The sequence below is a fragment of the Sphingopyxis sp. genome (assembly GCF_050725615.1).
Lineage (GTDB): Bacteria > Pseudomonadota > Alphaproteobacteria > Sphingomonadales > Sphingomonadaceae > Sphingopyxis.
In genome coordinates, this window is record NZ_JBOHHU010000101.1 from 1 (window position 1) to 14,980 (window position 14,980).

The 14,980-nt window shown below is 68.1% G+C and carries 15 protein-coding genes; 1 reads left to right on the forward strand and 14 read right to left on the reverse strand.

Annotated features, from left to right (window positions below):
- Positions 1–7: 7 nt before the first annotated feature.
- From ACREB7_RS18090 to ACREB7_RS18155, 14 genes are all read right to left on the reverse strand, one after another.
- Positions 8–307, reverse strand: coding sequence for a UrcA family protein (locus ACREB7_RS18090; protein WP_431593667.1), 300 nt, complete (start codon positions 305–307; stop codon positions 8–10).
- 135 nt (positions 308–442) lie between these two features.
- A complete protein-coding gene (locus ACREB7_RS18095; RefSeq protein WP_431593668.1) occupies positions 443–1,441 on the reverse strand; it encodes a hypothetical protein in 999 nt (332 codons plus the stop codon).
- Positions 1,442–1,714: 273 nt separating this feature from the next.
- Positions 1,715–3,493, reverse strand: a complete 1,779-nt coding sequence (gene recQ / locus ACREB7_RS18100) for a DNA helicase RecQ (protein WP_431593669.1) — start codon at positions 3,491–3,493, stop codon at positions 1,715–1,717.
- 49 nt (positions 3,494–3,542) lie between these two features.
- Entirely contained in the window at positions 3,543–5,177 is a 1,635-nt protein-coding gene (gene ybaL, locus ACREB7_RS18105; RefSeq protein ID WP_431593670.1) for a YbaL family putative K(+) efflux transporter, read from the reverse strand.
- Positions 5,178–5,247: 70 nt separating this feature from the next.
- The gene (locus tag ACREB7_RS18110; protein ID WP_431593671.1) at positions 5,248–7,287 is read right to left on the reverse strand and encodes a putative bifunctional diguanylate cyclase/phosphodiesterase; all 2,040 of its coding nucleotides are present in this window, start codon (positions 7,285–7,287) and stop codon (positions 5,248–5,250) included.
- Positions 7,288–7,406: 119 nt separating this feature from the next.
- Entirely contained in the window at positions 7,407–8,093 is a 687-nt protein-coding gene (locus ACREB7_RS18115; protein WP_431593672.1) for an aquaporin, read from the reverse strand.
- Positions 8,090–8,596 carry an arsenate reductase ArsC gene (locus ACREB7_RS18120; RefSeq protein WP_431593673.1) on the reverse strand — a complete coding sequence of 169 codons (507 nt, stop codon included), beginning with the start codon at positions 8,594–8,596 and terminating at the stop codon, positions 8,090–8,092. Before ACREB7_RS18120 ends, ACREB7_RS18115 begins: the two co-directional genes overlap by 4 nt.
- 4 nt (positions 8,597–8,600) lie before the next feature.
- Entirely contained in the window at positions 8,601–9,077 is a 477-nt protein-coding gene (locus tag ACREB7_RS18125; RefSeq protein ID WP_431593674.1) for an ArsI/CadI family heavy metal resistance metalloenzyme, read from the reverse strand.
- Positions 9,074–9,415 carry an ArsR/SmtB family transcription factor gene (locus tag ACREB7_RS18130; protein ID WP_431593675.1) on the reverse strand — a complete coding sequence of 114 codons (342 nt, stop codon included), beginning with the start codon at positions 9,413–9,415 and terminating at the stop codon, positions 9,074–9,076. The genes ACREB7_RS18125 and ACREB7_RS18130 overlap by 4 nt, the downstream gene beginning before the upstream one ends.
- Before the next feature lie 94 nt (positions 9,416–9,509).
- On the reverse strand, positions 9,510–11,324 hold the full coding sequence (locus ACREB7_RS18135; RefSeq protein ID WP_431593676.1) for an ABCB family ABC transporter ATP-binding protein/permease: 1,815 nt from the start codon (positions 11,322–11,324) through the stop codon (positions 9,510–9,512).
- 319 nt (positions 11,325–11,643) lie between these two features.
- Positions 11,644–11,796: a hypothetical protein gene (locus ACREB7_RS18140; protein WP_431593677.1), complete on the reverse strand. Its 153-nt coding sequence runs from the start codon at positions 11,794–11,796 to the stop codon at positions 11,644–11,646.
- Between the two features lie 109 nt (positions 11,797–11,905).
- On the reverse strand, positions 11,906–12,451 hold the full coding sequence (locus ACREB7_RS18145) for an LptA/OstA family protein (protein WP_431593681.1): 546 nt from the start codon (positions 12,449–12,451) through the stop codon (positions 11,906–11,908).
- 35 nt (positions 12,452–12,486) lie between these two features.
- The gene (gene lptC / locus ACREB7_RS18150; protein ID WP_431593678.1) at positions 12,487–13,125 is read right to left on the reverse strand and encodes an LPS export ABC transporter periplasmic protein LptC; all 639 of its coding nucleotides are present in this window, start codon (positions 13,123–13,125) and stop codon (positions 12,487–12,489) included.
- 11 nt (positions 13,126–13,136) lie between these two features.
- Positions 13,137–13,754, reverse strand: a complete 618-nt coding sequence (locus tag ACREB7_RS18155) for a ribonuclease D (protein ID WP_431593679.1) — start codon at positions 13,752–13,754, stop codon at positions 13,137–13,139.
- A 272-nt stretch (positions 13,755–14,026) separates the two neighbouring features.
- Between ACREB7_RS18155 and ACREB7_RS18160 the strand changes: the two genes are divergently transcribed.
- Positions 14,027–14,818: a cold-shock protein gene (locus ACREB7_RS18160; protein ID WP_431593680.1), complete on the forward strand. Its 792-nt coding sequence runs from the start codon at positions 14,027–14,029 to the stop codon at positions 14,816–14,818.
- The last annotated feature ends 162 nt before the right edge of the window (positions 14,819–14,980 follow it).

Genomic DNA, 14,980 nt, shown 5'->3' on the forward strand with positions numbered 1-14,980 from the left:
GCCGGCATCAGCGCGCCGCCAGTTGGCGCAGCCGCCGGTCGTCGAGCTGCGCGAGGGCGTCGCCGCGCGCCGCCTCGCGGCATTGGCGCGCGGCGCGGCGGCCCGCATGGCTCAGATGTTCGACATCGTTGCGGCAAAAGGCGCCGACCGCGCGGTCGATCCGCCGCTGCGCCGCGGCGACGCCGCGCGGGGTCGTCAGGTCGATATCGTCGAGGCCGATATGCAGCGTCGCCGGAGGTTCGGCGGCCAGCACGGCGGGCGACAGCGTCGCGGCGGCGAACAGGCCGATCATCATCGCATATTTCATGGGCTTTGCTCCTTCGATCACCGGCGCTGCGGAGGGGAGCGCGCCGATGGACAGCGGATGCACGGCGCCGGCCCGCTGGTCGCGGCGGGTTCGGAAATCGGCTAGCCCGTTTCGGAATCGACCGGTGGTGCGGCGTCAGCCGTCGGGATATTGGTCGATGCAGGTCTGCATTTCGGCCCACAATGCCGGGCTGGCCGACAAGGTCACCGAAAACCGCTTCTTGCCGAGAATGACGATGTCTGCGGTTCCGCCGGACTTCAGGAGCGGCCAAAACTGGCGCTGGGAAGCGCCGAGCAGATAAGAGGTGACCCCGTCCTCTTCGCCGGTCTGGCCACTGAAAAAGGGGATCAGCGCGCGGCCGTCGATGATCATCGCCGTGCCGGGATAGCTCGCCGCGCTCACGCCCTGCGCAAAAACCGCCGTAGACCCGCCATCGGGTGTCTCGGCCCATTGGTATCCGCGATTATGCGGTTCGAAAACATCGCCTTCGGCCTCATCGTCGAATTTGGGGAACGCCTTGCTTTTGACGACGATATGCCCGTCGTTGAAATTGTTGAAGCCCAGAACCAGCTCGGCCCCCTTGCCCAGCGGTCGCCGCGCGATGCAACTGTTGTAGCGCGACTGAAAGGTCCAGCCGTCGCCGAAACTCAGATCCTTGTGCGGAATCGGCGGCGGCTCGGTGCCCTGCCGCTGCAGCGCGACGTCACCGGCGAATTTCTCGGGCGACGCGAGCGCGAGCAGCCTGGTCATGTCGCGATAGGCGTCGGCATGACTGTCGCGCAGCTTGTCGCACGCCTTCATCCGCAGCAGCAGATGGTCGGCGCGCGCGCTGCCCTCGGCGGACTGCGCGACGACCGCCTCGCCTTCCTCCTTATGCACCGCGTCGAAGGCGGCGGCCTGCTCGGCCTCGCTCATCGTCGACCCGTCGCTGCCGAGCGCGAACCAGGTCAGCGCCATCGCCTCGCGCGTTCGCGCCGCCTCGGGCTCGCCCGCGACGAGGATGCCCATCAGGCTGTTGAGCACCCCGCAGCGCGCCACGTCCCGATAGGCGAGCGGCGGCGGCGCATCATCGGCGGCGGCCGACGGAGCGGCGAGCAACAGGGCGGGCAGGATCGGCAGGGCATAGCGCAGCATGGCAAACTCCATCGGCTGCGACCCCGAGCGCGCTAGATGCTTGTGCCGAGGGCTGCTGTCAATCGAGCATCGGAGGGGCGCGAAGAAGAAGAAATTATGGTCTCACACAAAGACACAAAGAGGGCAGCGCCTCTCGCTGGCGCGGCGACCGATCGCGCGGAGCGCTTTTTTATCAGTTCGCCTGCGGCGATGACTTTCGGCCGCATATCCGGCGCAACATCTTTGTGCCTTTGTGTCTTTGTGTGAGATTTTCCGTAGTGCGCCGCCTGCGGATCAGAACTGCCGTATCACCGCAAGAAACGCATCGCCCCACGCCTCGAGCTTCTTGGCCCCGACCCCGGGGATCGCGCCCATCGCGTGGAGATTGTCGGGCTTTTCGCTCGCCATCGCGCGCAGCACCGCGTCGTGGAACACGACATAGGGCGGCACCCCCGCTTCGGCCGCCAGCTCGCGCCGCGTCGCGCGCAGCGCGTCGAACAGCGGATCGCCGATCGGGTTCGGCGCCCCGCCCGCACCGCCGCGCGTCTCGCGCTTCGTGCGTTTCACCGGCGGTTCGGCCATCAGCACCTCGGCCTCGCCCTTCATCATCGCGCGCGCCGCCGGGCCCAGCATCAGCCCGCCATGTTCGGTGGTGTCCAGCGCCTCGCGCGCCATCAGGCTGCGCACCAGCGGCTTGATCAGCCGCGCCTCCTCGCCCGCGACGATGCCGAACACCGACAATTTGTCGTGACCGCGCGACAGGATGCGCTCGTCGCTGCGCCCGGTCAGCACCGCCTCGACATGGCCGACCCCGAAACTCTGCCCGGTGCGATAGACCGCCGACAGCAGTTTCTGCGCCAGCACCGTCGCGTCGATCCGCGCCGGCGGCTCGAGGCAATTGTCGCAATTGCCGCAGCGCTCGGGCGGGTTCTCGCCGAAATGGCGGAGCAGCAGCGCGCGGCGGCAGGTCGGCGCTTCGACCAGCGCGCCGAGCGCGTTGAGCCGCGCCCGTTCCCCCGCGACGCGCGCCTCGGGCAGTTCGGCAAGCCGCGACCGCGCGGTCGCGAAATCGCTCGCGCCCCACAGCATCAGCGCCTCGGCGGGGTCGCCGTCGCGCCCGGCGCGGCCGGTCTCCTGATAATAGGCCTCGATCGATTTGGGCAGCCCGGCGTGCGCGACGAAGCGCACGTCGGGCTTGTCGATCCCCATGCCGAACGCCACCGTCGCGGTGACGATGCCGTCCTCCGACGCGACAAAATCATGCTGCACGCGCGCCCGGATTTCAGGGTCGAGCCCGGCATGATAGGCCGCGACGCGCCGCCCGGTCGCGGCGGCAAGCTGGCTCGCGAGCTTCTCGGTCCCGCTGCGCGTCGGGCAATAGACGATCCCCGGACCCGGGTTGGCGGTAATGAAATCGGTGAGCTGGCGCGCCGGCGTCACCCGCCCGCGCATCGCATAACGGATGTTCGGCCGATCGAAGCCCGCGAGGATCAGGCCATCGTCGGGAATGCCGAGCTGGACGAGGATATCCTCGCGCGTGTGCTTGTCGGCAGTCGCGGTCAGCGCGAGGCGCGGCACCGCCGGGAAGGCGTCGAGCAGCGGGCGCAGCAGGCGGTAATCGGGGCGGAAGTCATGCCCCCATTCGCTGACGCAATGCGCCTCGTCGATCGCGAACAGCGCCGGCGACCGCGCGTCGAGCAAGGCGCGGAACCCCTCGCCGGTCGCGCGCTCGGGCGCCACATAGAGCAGGTCGAGGTCGCCGTCGCGATAGCGCTGGCGCGTCTCGGCGAAATCGGCGTCGACGCTGGTCAGCGCCGCCGCGCGAATGCCCGCCGCGCGCGCGCCGCGCAACTGGTCGTGCATCAGCGCGATCAGCGGCGACACGACGACGACGCAGCCGGGGAGCGCGACGGCCGGCAATTGATAGGTCAGCGACTTGCCCGCCCCCGTCGGCATCACCGCCAGCGTCCGGTCGCCCGCCATGACGCGATCGACGACATCGCCTTGGGCCCCACGAAAATGGTCGAAGCCGAAGGTCGATTTGAGCAGCGGGAGGAGCGCGTCGGCGGTCATCGTGGCGCGATAGGGAAGATGACGGAGCGGGGGAAGCCCTCTTGCCGCATCACCCCCGCATCACCAGCGCGCGCTCGGCCATCCGAGTCGCGGTCTCGCGTTCGGCCATCACGACATGGTCGGCGCCATGGCGCACCAGGTCGTTCACCTCCTCATCCGAATGCGCGCGCGCGACGATCGTCAGCTGCGGGTTGATCGCCCGCGCGCGGCGCACGATCACCCCCGCCTCGACGCCCTCGGGGATCGCGATCAACAGGGTCGAGGCGGCTTCGAGCCCGGCCTGGCGGAGCACGCCGTCCGCCGTCGCATCGCCGACGATCACCCGTGCGCCCGCCGTTCGGGCGGCCGCTGCCATATCCTTCTGGTCCTCGATCACCGTCAGCGCCTCGCCACGCCCGCACACCAAGGTCCCGATATGGCTGCCGACGCGGCCGAAACCGATCAGCACCGTGCGCGCCGGCGCTGCGGCGGGCGCCGCCGCCGCGACTTCGGCCGCCGGCTCCGCGTCGGCGCGGATACGCCGGACCGCGAGGGTGAACAGCAAGGGGTTGAGCAGGATCGAGAGGATCGACCCGGCGAGGATCAGGTCGCGCGCGGTCTCGTCCATCACCCCCAGCCCGACGCCGAGCCCCGCGAGGATGAAGGAAAATTCGCCGATCTGCGCCAGGCTGACCGACACCGTCATCGCGGTCTGCGCCTTGTGGCCGAACGCCCGGACGATCGCGAAGGCAGCGAGCGATTTGCCGAAGACGATGATTGCGACCGTCGCGAGCACCGGGCCCGGCTGTTCGACCAGCACATGCGGATCGAACAACATGCCCACCGACACGAAGAACAGCACCGCAAAGGCGTCGCGCAGCGGCAGCGTCTCCTCGGCCGCGCGGCGGCTGAGCTGCGTCTCGCCGAGGATCATGCCGGCAAAGAAGGCGCCGAGCGCAAAGCTGACGTCGAACACCACCGCCGCGCCAAAGGCGACCCCCAGCGCGATCGCCAGCACCGCGAGCCGGAACAATTCGCGCGACCCGGTATGCACGACCCAGTGGAGCAGCCAGGGCAGGATGCGCCGCGCGACGATCAGCATGAAGGCGACAAAACCGACGACCTTGACCAGCACGATGCCCGCCGACTGGAGCAGCGCCGCCCCGCCGGCCTCGTCGCCGCGCGATCCGAAAAAGGCGGGCAGCAGCACGAGCGCGAGCACCATCGCCAGATCCTCGACGATCAGCCAGCCGACCGCGATGCGGCCCTTTTCGGTTTCGACCATGTCGCGCGCCTGCAGCGCGCGCAGCAGCACCACGGTCGAGGCGACCGACAGCGCGAGGCCGAAGATCGCGCTGCCCGCCAGCGTCCAGCCCTGCCACAGCCCGAGCGCGATCCCGAGGCCGGTCGCGACCGCCATCTGGACGATCGCCCCCGGCACCGCGATCTTGCGCACCGACAGCAGGTCTTTCAGCGAAAAATGCAGGCCGACCCCGAACATCAGCAGGATGACGCCGATCTCGGCCAGCTGCATCGCGAGGCCGGTATCGGCGACGAAACCCGGGGTGAAGGGGCCGACGAGAACCCCCGCGAGCAGATAGCCCGCGATCGGCGAAATGCGCAGCCGATGCGCCAGCGCCCCCATCAGAAAGGCGACGCCGAGGCCGGCGACCACGGTGCCGATCAGGGAGGTGTCGTGCGGCATGCCCCATGCCTAGGGGGCGCGGGCGCGGGGGGTCAAGTTGTGCGGCGCAAAAAAGGTGACGGGCGACCCGTCAGGCCGCCTGCGCGCCCAGGCCGCCGCCCGCTTCCGCCAAGGCGGCGGCGCGTCCGGGGCGACCGATCAGGAAGCCCTGCGCCTCGTCGCAGCCTTCGCGGCGCAGCACGTCGAGCTGTTCCTGCGTCTCGATCCCTTCCGCCAGGATCGGGATCGACAGGCTTTTGCCCAGCGCCAGCACCGCGCGCAGGATCGCGGTCGACTGGATATTGCCTTCCAGCTCGGCGGCGAAGAAGCGATCGAGCTTGATCTTGTCGAACGGAAAGGCGCGCAGCGTTTCGAGCGACGAATAGCCGGTGCCGAAATCGTCGAGCGCGACCCCGACGCCGAGCGCCTTGATCTGGCGCAGCACGTGCAGCGCGCGTTCGCGGTCGGCGATGATCGCGGTCTCGGTCAGCTCGATCTCCAGGCGGCGCGGCGGTAGGCCGGTGTCGAGCAATGTCTGGTGGAACAGGCGCGGCAGGTCGGCGTGCGCGAGCTGCAGCGGCGACACATTGACCGCGACCTTCGACTGGTGCGGCCAGCCCGCCGCATCGATGCAGGCGCGGCGCAGCACCCATTCGCCGAGCGCGAGGATGAAGCCGTTCGATTCGGCGATCGGGATGAATATGGCGGGCGGGATCGCGCCGCGTTGCGGGTGGGTCCAGCGCAGCAGCGCCTCATAACCGGTGACCGCGCCGCTCGTGACCGAGGTCTGGACCTGATAATGGACGTCGAGCTCGCCCTTGTCGATCGCGCGGCGCAGGTCGGCGGCGAGTTCGCGCTGGTCGCGGATCGCTTCGTCGAGCGCCGAATCATAATGGAGCGGCACCGGCGCGGCGTCGGCCTTGGCGCGGTACATCGCGAGGTCGGCGTTGTTCGCCAGCGCCTCGGCGGTGGCGGCGTCGTCGGGGAAGATCGCGATCCCGATGCTGGCGCCCAGCCGCGCCTCGAAATCGTCGAGCGCCAGCGGCGCCTTGAGCTCGGTGTCGAGCCGCGCGGCGAACACCGACAATTGCGTGGGCTCGGCAAAGCGGATCATCGCGACAAATTCGTCGCCGCCCAGCCGCGCGACGAACTGGTCAGGGCCCAGCATCGCCTGCAACCGCCCGGCGATCCGCGCCAGCACCTCGTCGCCCGCCTTGTGGCCATGGAGGTCGTTGATTTCCTTGAAACGGTCGAGGTCGATCGCGCAGAGCCCGACGCGCTCGCCATTCGCCGTAGCCGCCTCGATCTGCCGCGCCAGCTCGGCGCGAAAGGCGGTGCGGTTGGGCAGGCCGGTCAGCGCATCGCTCATCGCCATCCGGGTCAGCTCGCGCATCGCCTCCGAGCGCGTCTGGCGGTCGAGCATCGCGGCGAACACCCCCGCGGCGATCACGATGCCGCCGACCAGCACGGTGGCGAGCGCCAGCGCGTTGAACTCCGACGGGCGCAGCGGGGTATCGTCGAGCGCCATCGGGGTGATGCGCATCGCGGTCATCGCCAGGAAATGCAGCAGCGCGATCGCCGCCACGATCAGCCCCGTCGCCACCGGCACGCGGTGGCGCACCGCGCGGTGCGTCCGCAACAGCGCGATCGCCGCCGCCGACAGCCCGACCCCGCACAGGATCGCCGCGATCACATAATTCATGTCCCAGCTGACGATGCCGTCGACGCGATAGGCGCTCATGCCGACAAAATGCATCGCGGCGATCGCACCGCCGAACAGCGCCCCACCGACCGCGCCATAGGCATCGTGGCGGCCCCGGGCGGCGACCGAGAAACCCGCAAAACAGCCGATCATCGCGACCATCAGCGACACGATCGTCAGCACGGGGTCGAGCGTCACCGGCGCCTTCGCCTCAAAGGCGAGCATGGCGACAAAATGGGTGCACCAGATCGTCGCGCTGGCGGCGGCCGAGATCAGAAAGGCCCAGGCCAGCCCCTGCCCGCGCGCCGCGCCGCGCGCGCGCTCGAACATCTGGACGATCGAAAAGGCCCCGACGCCGCAGATCAGCACCGCCAGCACAACGAGCCACGGGTCGTGGTCGATCGCGATACACATCGCCAGCCTGATCAAAATTCCACCTTTCGCCGCATCCACCGCAACAAAGGCGGGTTGGTCCAGCAGCTCAAATGGCGGAAATTACTTACAGATTTGTAAATTTGACTGACGGTGACACACCGCCAGACCGGTCGTCAGCGTTCGGTCATCGCGTCGTCCAATCCAACGGCCGCGTCGGCTCCGAAGAGCCAGCGGCCCAGCAACCATCCCGCGAGCGCGCCCGCCAGTTGCGCCGCCACGAACGCCGGGACATCGACCGGCGCGATGCCGGCAAAACTGTCGGAGAGGCTGCGCGCGACCGTAATCGCCGGATTCGCGAAGCTGGTCGACGAGGTGAACCAATAGGCGGCGGTGATATAGAGCGCCACCGCCGGCGCGATCCACCCGGGCCGATGCCGCACCGTTCCGATGATCGTGAGGATCAATCCGAAAGTCGCGACAAACTCCCCCGCCCATTGCCCCGCTCCGGTGCGGCCATGCTGCGAAATTTGCATGATCGGCAAGTCGAACATCAGATGCGCCGCCCACACGCCCGCGATGCCGCCGACGAGTTGCGCGCCGACAAACAGCATCGCGGTTCGGGGCGCGGTCGCGCGATCGAGCATCGTCACCAGCGTGACGGCGGGATTGAAATGCGCTCCCGAAACGGGCCCGAGCATCGCGATCAGCACGAACAATATCGCCCCGGTCGCGAGCGCATTGGCGAGCAGGGCGAGCGCCACATTCCCGCCCGACAAGGTTTCGGCCATGATCCCCGACCCGACCACGGTCGCGAACAGGAAAAAGCTGCCGACCGCTTCGGCCGCGACGGCGCGCCTCACGCCGCGCCTTCCATCCGGCCGATGTCGTTCAACGCGCCGCGCAGCGCGACCGCGTCCATCGTTTCGAGCGGCAGCGCGAGCAGCGCGCGCACGCGCATGTCGAGCAGCCGCCAGGTCTCGGCAAAGGCGGCATCCTCGGCCGCTTCGCCGCCCTCGACGTCGGCGGGATCGGCCAGCCCCCAATGCGCGCGCACCGGCGCGCCGATGAACAAGGGACAGGCCTCGCCCGCCGCATTGCCGCACACGGTGATCGCGATGTCGATGCGCGGGGCGCCCGGCGCGACGAATTCGTCCCAGCTCTTCGAGCGAAAGGCCGCCGCGTCGAAGCCCTCCGCCGCGAGCAACCGCAAAGCCGCCGGATGCGGCGCGCCCTTCGGCCGGCTGCCCGCGCTGAAAGCGCGAAGCCGTCCTTCGCCGCGCCGTCCGATCAGCGCCTCGCCCAAGATGCTGCGCGCCGAATTGCCGGTGCACAGCACGAGCACCGCCAGCCCCTCCCCCGCCATGGCGTCAGCAGCAGCCGGTGGGCGTGGACGCCTTCGCCGCTGCGGGGACGCAGCAAGCGCCTTCGGCGGCAGCGGGCGACGCCAGCGGCGCGAAATCGGGGCTGTCACCGTACACGGTCGCCTCGCCATTGGTCAGAAAGGCTTCCCACACCACCCCGTCGGGGTCGGCGATCCAGCTCTTTTCGGATTTGGCGTAGCAGCAGGTCGTCGCGCCCTCTTCGAGCACCGGCGCGCCCGCGTCCTTCAGCCGCCCATAGACCGCCGCCAGTTCGGCTTCGTCCTCGACCTGCAGCCCGACATGCTCGATCCCGCGATGCGCCCCATCGCGTACCGAGATCGCGAAATTGATCCGCGGATCGTCGAGCATCCATTTGGCATAATCGGGCTTGGTCACGCTCGGCGTCGCGCCGAACAGTCCCGAATAAAAGGCGATCGACTTACCCAGATCGGCGACCCCGACATGCATGTGAAACCGGCTCATGCGCTTTTCCTTTCATCTTGCGGCTGCACGTCGCACGCGGGCGCGCAGACCGCCCCGCCGCCGCAGCAATTTTCGGTGAGAAAGCCGACGAGCGCGTTCATCGCGGCATAATCGGCGGTGTAGATCAGCGAGCGCCCCGCGCGCCGCTGCCCGATCAGCCCGGCGTTCGACAGTTGCGCGAGGTGAAAGGAGAGCGACGACGCGGGCACCCCCAGCGCCCCGGCGATCGCACCCGCCGCGAGCCCCTCGGGACCGGCCTGCACGAGCAGACGGAACAGCGCGAGCCGATGCTCCTGCGCCAGCGCGCCGAGCGCGCGCACGACATTGTCCGATTCCATCCCGGCCTCCATGATTCGATAATCGTCGAAATATGGAAGTGATTGATGGACGTCAAGCTATATTTCGAACATCGTCGAAATGTCGGGATGGGGCCTAAACCGTCCCCTCCTCCTTCTCCGCCTGCTGCCGCGCCCACATATCGGCATAGAGCCCGCGCATGCGCAGCAATTGCTCGTGCGTGCCCGTCTCGGCGACGCGGCCCTTGTCGAGCACGACGATGCGGTCCGCGCCCGTCACCGTCGACAGGCGGTGCGCGATCACCAGCGTCGTGCGGCGCTCGGCAATGCGCTCGAGCGTGTCCTGGATCGCCGCCTCGGTGCGGCTGTCGAGCGCGCTCGTCGCTTCGTCGAGGATCAGCACCGGCGGATTTTTCAGGAGCGTGCGCGCGATCGCGACGCGCTGTTTTTCGCCGCCCGACAGTTTCAGCCCGCGCTCGCCGACCTCGGTGTCATAGCCCTGCGGCAGGATGCGGATGAAGCCGTCGATCGCCGCGCCCTCGGCCGCCGCCGCGATCGCCTCGGCGCTCGCCCCCTCGTGGCCATAGGCGATATTATAGCCGATGCTGTCGTTGAACAGCACCGTGTCCTGCGGCACGATGCCGATCTCGGCGCGCAGGCTTTTTTGCGTCACCCGCGCGATATCCTGATCGTCGATGGTGATCCGCCCGCCCTGCGGATCATAGAAGCGGAAGAGCAGCCGCGCGATCGTCGACTTGCCCGCGCCCGACGGGCCAACAATGGCCAGCGTCTCGCCCGCGCCGACCGCGAAGCTGACCCCGTTCAATATCGTGCGGTCGGGCTCGTAACCGAAGACGACATTGTCGAACGCCACCGAGCCGCCGTTCACGACGAGCGGCCCGGCGTCCGGCGCGTCGCGGACTTCGGGCGGGGTATCGATCAGGCGGAACATCGCCTCCATGTCGATCAGCCCCTGGCGGATCACGCGATAGACCATGCCGAGCATGTCGAGCGGGCGGAACAGCTGGGCGAGCAAGGTGTTGACCAGCACCACGTCGCCGACCTGATATTGCCCCTTCGACCAGCCCCACACGGTATAGCCCATCGCCCCCGCCATCGCCGCGTTGGTGATCAGGCTCTGCCCGATATTGAGCCAGGCGAGGCTGTTCTCGCTCTTCACCGCGGCGCGCGCATATTGGTCGGCGACGTCGCGATAGCGCGCCGCCTCGCGCTCCTCGGCGCCGAAATATTTGACCGTCTCGTAATTGAGCAGGCTGTCGACGCTGCGCCCGACGGTCAGCGTGTCGAGGTCGTTCATGCGGACGCGCAGCGCGTTGCGCCAGTCGGTGACCTTGCGCGTGAAGATGATATACACGATCACCATCAGCGCGGTTGCGCTCGCCAGCCCGAAGCTGAACTTGGTCCAGAAGATGATCAGCACCGCGGCGAGTTCGATCACCGTCGGCGCGATGTTGAACAGCAGGAAATAGAGCATCGTGTCGATGCTCTTGGTCCCGCGCTCGATCACCTTGGTCACCTCGCCCGTCCGCCGCGCGAGATGGAAACGCAGGCTCAGCGCGTGGAGGTGGGTGAAGGTCGCGATTGCCAGCTCGCGCGTCGCATCCTGCCCGACGCGTTCGAACACGACGTTGCGCATATTGTCGAACAGCACCCCGGCGAAGCGCGCGCCGGCATAAGCGAGCACCAGCCCGATCGCGAGCGCGACGCCCTCCTCCATCCCCGGCGCCATCTTGTCGATCGCGGCGCCATACAGAAAGCCCATCGACAGCTGCACGCCCTTCGACGCGAGCACGATGAGCCCGGCGAGGATGATCCGGACCTTATGCTCGGTGTGCCCGGCGGGCCACAGATAGGGCAGGAAACGCCGCAGCGTCGCGAGGACGGGTGGTTCCTTGGCCGCGTCGGCGGAAGTTTGCGTATCGGGCGGCATCGGCGGCCTATGTAGGGTGGCCGGGGTGCCGCGCCAAGCGGCGTTGGCTCGACCTTCGAGCGCGGCGCCATTTTAGTTTCGCGCAAAGACGCGAAGAAAAGAAAGTAAAGACTCGCACGAAGCCACAAAGCCACAAAGCGGCCCACCTCTCATCCGTTTGTGCTGAGCTTGTCGAAGCACCGTCCTCATCTTCGAGGTCGCGAAGAAAGAACGGCCCTTCGACAAGCTCAGGGCGAACGGCGGCTGGGAAAGCCCTCTTTGTGGCTTTGTGGCTTTGTGCGAGATTTTCTTTTCTTCGCGCCTTCGCGAGAGTCGCTGTCTACCGCGAATCGCGATAGCCCGCACGGCGCAGCAGGCGGTCGATCAGCCGCCGTTCCTCGCTCGTCGGGCCGGGCAACTCGGGTTTGTCCGGGTTTTCGGCGCGGCGCCCGAACAGCGGACGGCGCGGGGTTACGACGGGGGAGAATCGCATGGGACGGGGTCTGCCTTTTCGGTGCGGCATCGCCCCCGGCGCCGCAAATGACCTGGTCCCTGCCCCCACTCCTCGCAGCTTATGCTTGCCCTTTGGTTAAGGCGGGTGGTTACTGCTTGCGTTCGGGGACCGTGAACGTCCCGGTCACCCGGCCGCCCGCGCCCGGCACGACATTGCCGTCGGGGCCGCGCGTCGCGCCGCGCCCGTCGACCGTCGCGCGGCCGCTGTTGAGGTCGATCACCATGCGCCCGCCGTTCAGGCGGTTGCCGCGCTGGGTCAGCTGGACATTGCCGACCATCGTGATCAGCCGCCGGTCGAGGTCGTAGATCGCGACATTGCCCGACGCGCGCTCCTCGCCCTTGGTCACCACGACCCCGCCGGTCGCGTCGAGCCGGTTGACGTCGGTGCCGCCCTGGCGGCTGTAGGCGACGGTCATCCGCTGCGAGGTCACGGTCATGCCCGCCTGCGTCACGCGCACCCCGCCCGACAGCACGACGCGGTCGGCGCGGTCCTGCACCTCGATGCTGCCGGCGCTGAAATCGACCGGGGCGTTGCTGTTATGATTGGCGAGCGCCTGCGCCTGCGCCGGGGCGCCGCCGCTGCCGCTCGACAGGATCGCCATGCTGGTCAGCGCGAAGCTGCCGCCCGCCACCATCAGGCTGCGCAGTCCCCACAGGCGCGACGTTGCGGTCATTTCAGCACTCCCTGATTGATCCTCAGCCGGGCGTTGCCCGACAGGCGGACGACGCGCGTGTCGAGGTCCGCCGACAGCGCGTTGGCCGAAAAATTGCCGATGTTCAATGCGCCCGTGACCCCGCCGCTGCCGGTCAGGCTGCGGCTCTTGAGGTCGATCGCGACATTGCTCGCGTCGATCCGGTATCCGTTGGCGCCGCGCACGCGCACCGCGCCGGGCACCGCGACCTGTTCGGTGTCCATATTATATTGCCCCGCCGCCGCCGCGATCGTCGCGGGGCCGTCGGTCAGGTTGATCGCCCCCGACAATTGCTCCATCCGCACGATCGGCTCGGCCGAGCTTTTCTGGACCGCGCTGCCCGCGACCAGCGCGAAGGGCTGGCCCTTGGTGTCCTGACCGCGATATTCGGCGCGCGTCACCTTCATCCGCTCCTTCGCCACCTCGACCTTGTCCTTGGACAGCAAGAAACTGACCTCGGTGCGCTGGGTGAAGGGCGAAAAGATCAGCACCGCAGCGACCACCCCGATCACCAGCGGCAGCCCGAAGCGCAGGATGCGGATGACGCGATCGTGGTTCGACCCGCTCGCCGCCCACAGCTGGCGCATCGTGCGATCATGGTCGGCGCGGGCGGACATCGAATCGGGCCTCAGCTATGCGCGAAAATATCGGCCTCGGGCCAACCCGCGAGGTCGAGCGCGGCGCGCGTCGGCAGAAAATCGAAACAGGATTGCGCGATTTCCATGCGCCCCTCGCGCACCAGCCGCGCGTCGAGGATCTCCTTCATCGCGTGGAGGAAACGCACGTCGCTCGCCGCATAGTCGCGCTGCGCGTCGCTGAGCTGCGCCGCCCCCCAGTCGCTCGACTGCTGCTGCTTCGACACTTCCTGCCCCAACAATTCGCGCACCAGTTCCTTCAGCCCGTGGCGGTCGGTATAGGTGCGGATCAGCCGCGAGGCGATCTTGGTGCAATAGACGGGCGCGGTCACGACGCCGAGCGCATGTTGCAACGCCGCGATGTCGAAACGCGCAAAATGGAACAGTTTCAAGCGGTTGGGGTCGGTCAATATCGCCTTCAACACCGGCGCGTCATAGGCGCTGCCGGGCGCGAAGCGGACGAGATGCTCGTCGCCCGACCCGTCGCTGATCTGGACGAGGCACAGCCGGTCGCGCAGCGGGTTCAAACCCATCGTCTCGGTATCGATCGCAACCGCACCCGGACCCAGCACGCCCTCGGGCAGATCCTCTTCGTGGAAATAGACTGTCATGCGCCCGCCTTAGGCCAAGCCGCCTTGCTGCTCAATGACTGGTTTCGCCCGCGCCACGCCCGCCGGACGGCGACGCGGGACGCGTGCGACGGACGCTGCCCGCATTGCGACGGACCCCTTGAATTTTCTGTTCGCAGGAGCCGTTCAATTAGGTTATATATTGCGCCGTTAGCGGCACGGGGCGAGTCTGTGCCAAGGGTGAACTGCGTCTCCGTCCGGCGCAAGGAGCCGGTGGTAACGGAGCGTGGACGACCGAAAGCGACTATCAGACAATGAGTTTCAACAAAGACCGCCGTGGCCATCGGGGGCGCGGTAAGCGCGATGATTTCGGCAATTTCGACAGCTTCGAACCGGCGCCCTATGGCGGCGACAGCTATGGCGGCGGCGCGCCGCGCGGCGGATTCGGCGACCGGGACCGTGGGGGCGGTTTCGGCGGCGGTGATCGCGGCGGCTTCGGCGGCGGCGATCGTGGCGGCGGTGGCGGCTTCGGCGGCGGACGTGGCGGCGGCATGCCGGCGCAGGTCGTCGGTGAGGGCAATGGCACCGTCAAATTCTTCAACCCGTCGAAGGGTTTCGGCTTTGTCGCACGCGACGATGGCGGCGAAGATGTGTTCGTGCACATCAGCGCGGTCGAACAGGCCGGGCTGCAGGGCCTGGCCTCGGGCCAGCCGCTCGGCTTCACCCTCGTCGAACGCAATGGCAAGGTTTCGGCCATCGATCTGAAGATCGAAGGCGAACCGATGCCGATCGAAGACGCTCCGCGCCGGGACGATCGCGGTGATCGCGGCGGCTTCGGCGGCGACCGTCCTGCACCGGGCGGCGCCCGCGGCCGGCGTCAGCTGACCGGCGAACGCACCTCGGGCACGGTGAAGTTCTTCAACACCACCAAGGGCTTCGGCTTTATCGCGCGCGACGACGGACAGGCCGATGCCTTTGTCCATATCAGCGCGGTGCAGCGCGCCGGCATGACCGGCCTCGAGGAAGGCGACCGCGTCGCCTTCGACATCGAAGTCGATGATCGCGGCAAGTTCGCCGCGGTGAACATTCAGCCGCATCAGGACTGATTTCGGTCCCGGACGGAAAAGGAAAAGGGCGCCGCGAGGCGCCCTTTTTCATTGGGCGGAGAGCGCGCGCGCACCCTAGAGAGTGTCCTGTTTAGATTGAACCGTAGCCCTGAGCCTGTCGAAGGGCGCCTATCCGAGAAGCGCCCTTCGACAGGCTCAGGG

What these genes read in the sequence shown, in the direction of transcription:
- lptC (WP_431593678.1), bottom strand. Translation starts at nt 13,125, where the DNA reads ATGTCCGCCCGCGCCGACCATGATCGCACGATGCGCCAGCTGTGGGCG.
- ACREB7_RS18155 (WP_431593679.1), bottom strand. Translation starts at nt 13,754, where the DNA reads ATGACAGTCTATTTCCACGAAGAGGATCTGCCCGAGGGCGTGCTGGGT.
- ACREB7_RS18120 (WP_431593673.1), bottom strand. Translation starts at nt 8,596, where the DNA reads ATGGCGGGGGAGGGGCTGGCGGTGCTCGTGCTGTGCACCGGCAATTCG.
- recQ (WP_431593669.1), bottom strand. Translation starts at nt 3,493, where the DNA reads ATGACCGCCGACGCGCTCCTCCCGCTGCTCAAATCGACCTTCGGCTTC.
- ACREB7_RS18095 (WP_431593668.1), bottom strand. Translation starts at nt 1,441, where the DNA reads ATGCTGCGCTATGCCCTGCCGATCCTGCCCGCCCTGTTGCTCGCCGCT.
- ACREB7_RS18160 (WP_431593680.1), top strand. Translation starts at nt 14,027, where the DNA reads ATGAGTTTCAACAAAGACCGCCGTGGCCATCGGGGGCGCGGTAAGCGC.
- ACREB7_RS18140 (WP_431593677.1), bottom strand. Translation starts at nt 11,796, where the DNA reads ATGCGATTCTCCCCCGTCGTAACCCCGCGCCGTCCGCTGTTCGGGCGC.
- ACREB7_RS18135 (WP_431593676.1), bottom strand. Translation starts at nt 11,324, where the DNA reads ATGCCGCCCGATACGCAAACTTCCGCCGACGCGGCCAAGGAACCACCC.
- ybaL (WP_431593670.1), bottom strand. Translation starts at nt 5,177, where the DNA reads ATGCCGCACGACACCTCCCTGATCGGCACCGTGGTCGCCGGCCTCGGC.
- ACREB7_RS18090 (WP_431593667.1), bottom strand. Translation starts at nt 307, where the DNA reads ATGAAATATGCGATGATGATCGGCCTGTTCGCCGCCGCGACGCTGTCG.
- ACREB7_RS18145 (WP_431593681.1), bottom strand. Translation starts at nt 12,451, where the DNA reads ATGGTGGCGGGCGGCAGCTTCGCGCTGACCAGCATGGCGATCCTGTCG.
- ACREB7_RS18130 (WP_431593675.1), bottom strand. Translation starts at nt 9,415, where the DNA reads ATGGAATCGGACAATGTCGTGCGCGCGCTCGGCGCGCTGGCGCAGGAG.
- ACREB7_RS18125 (WP_431593674.1), bottom strand. Translation starts at nt 9,077, where the DNA reads ATGAGCCGGTTTCACATGCATGTCGGGGTCGCCGATCTGGGTAAGTCG.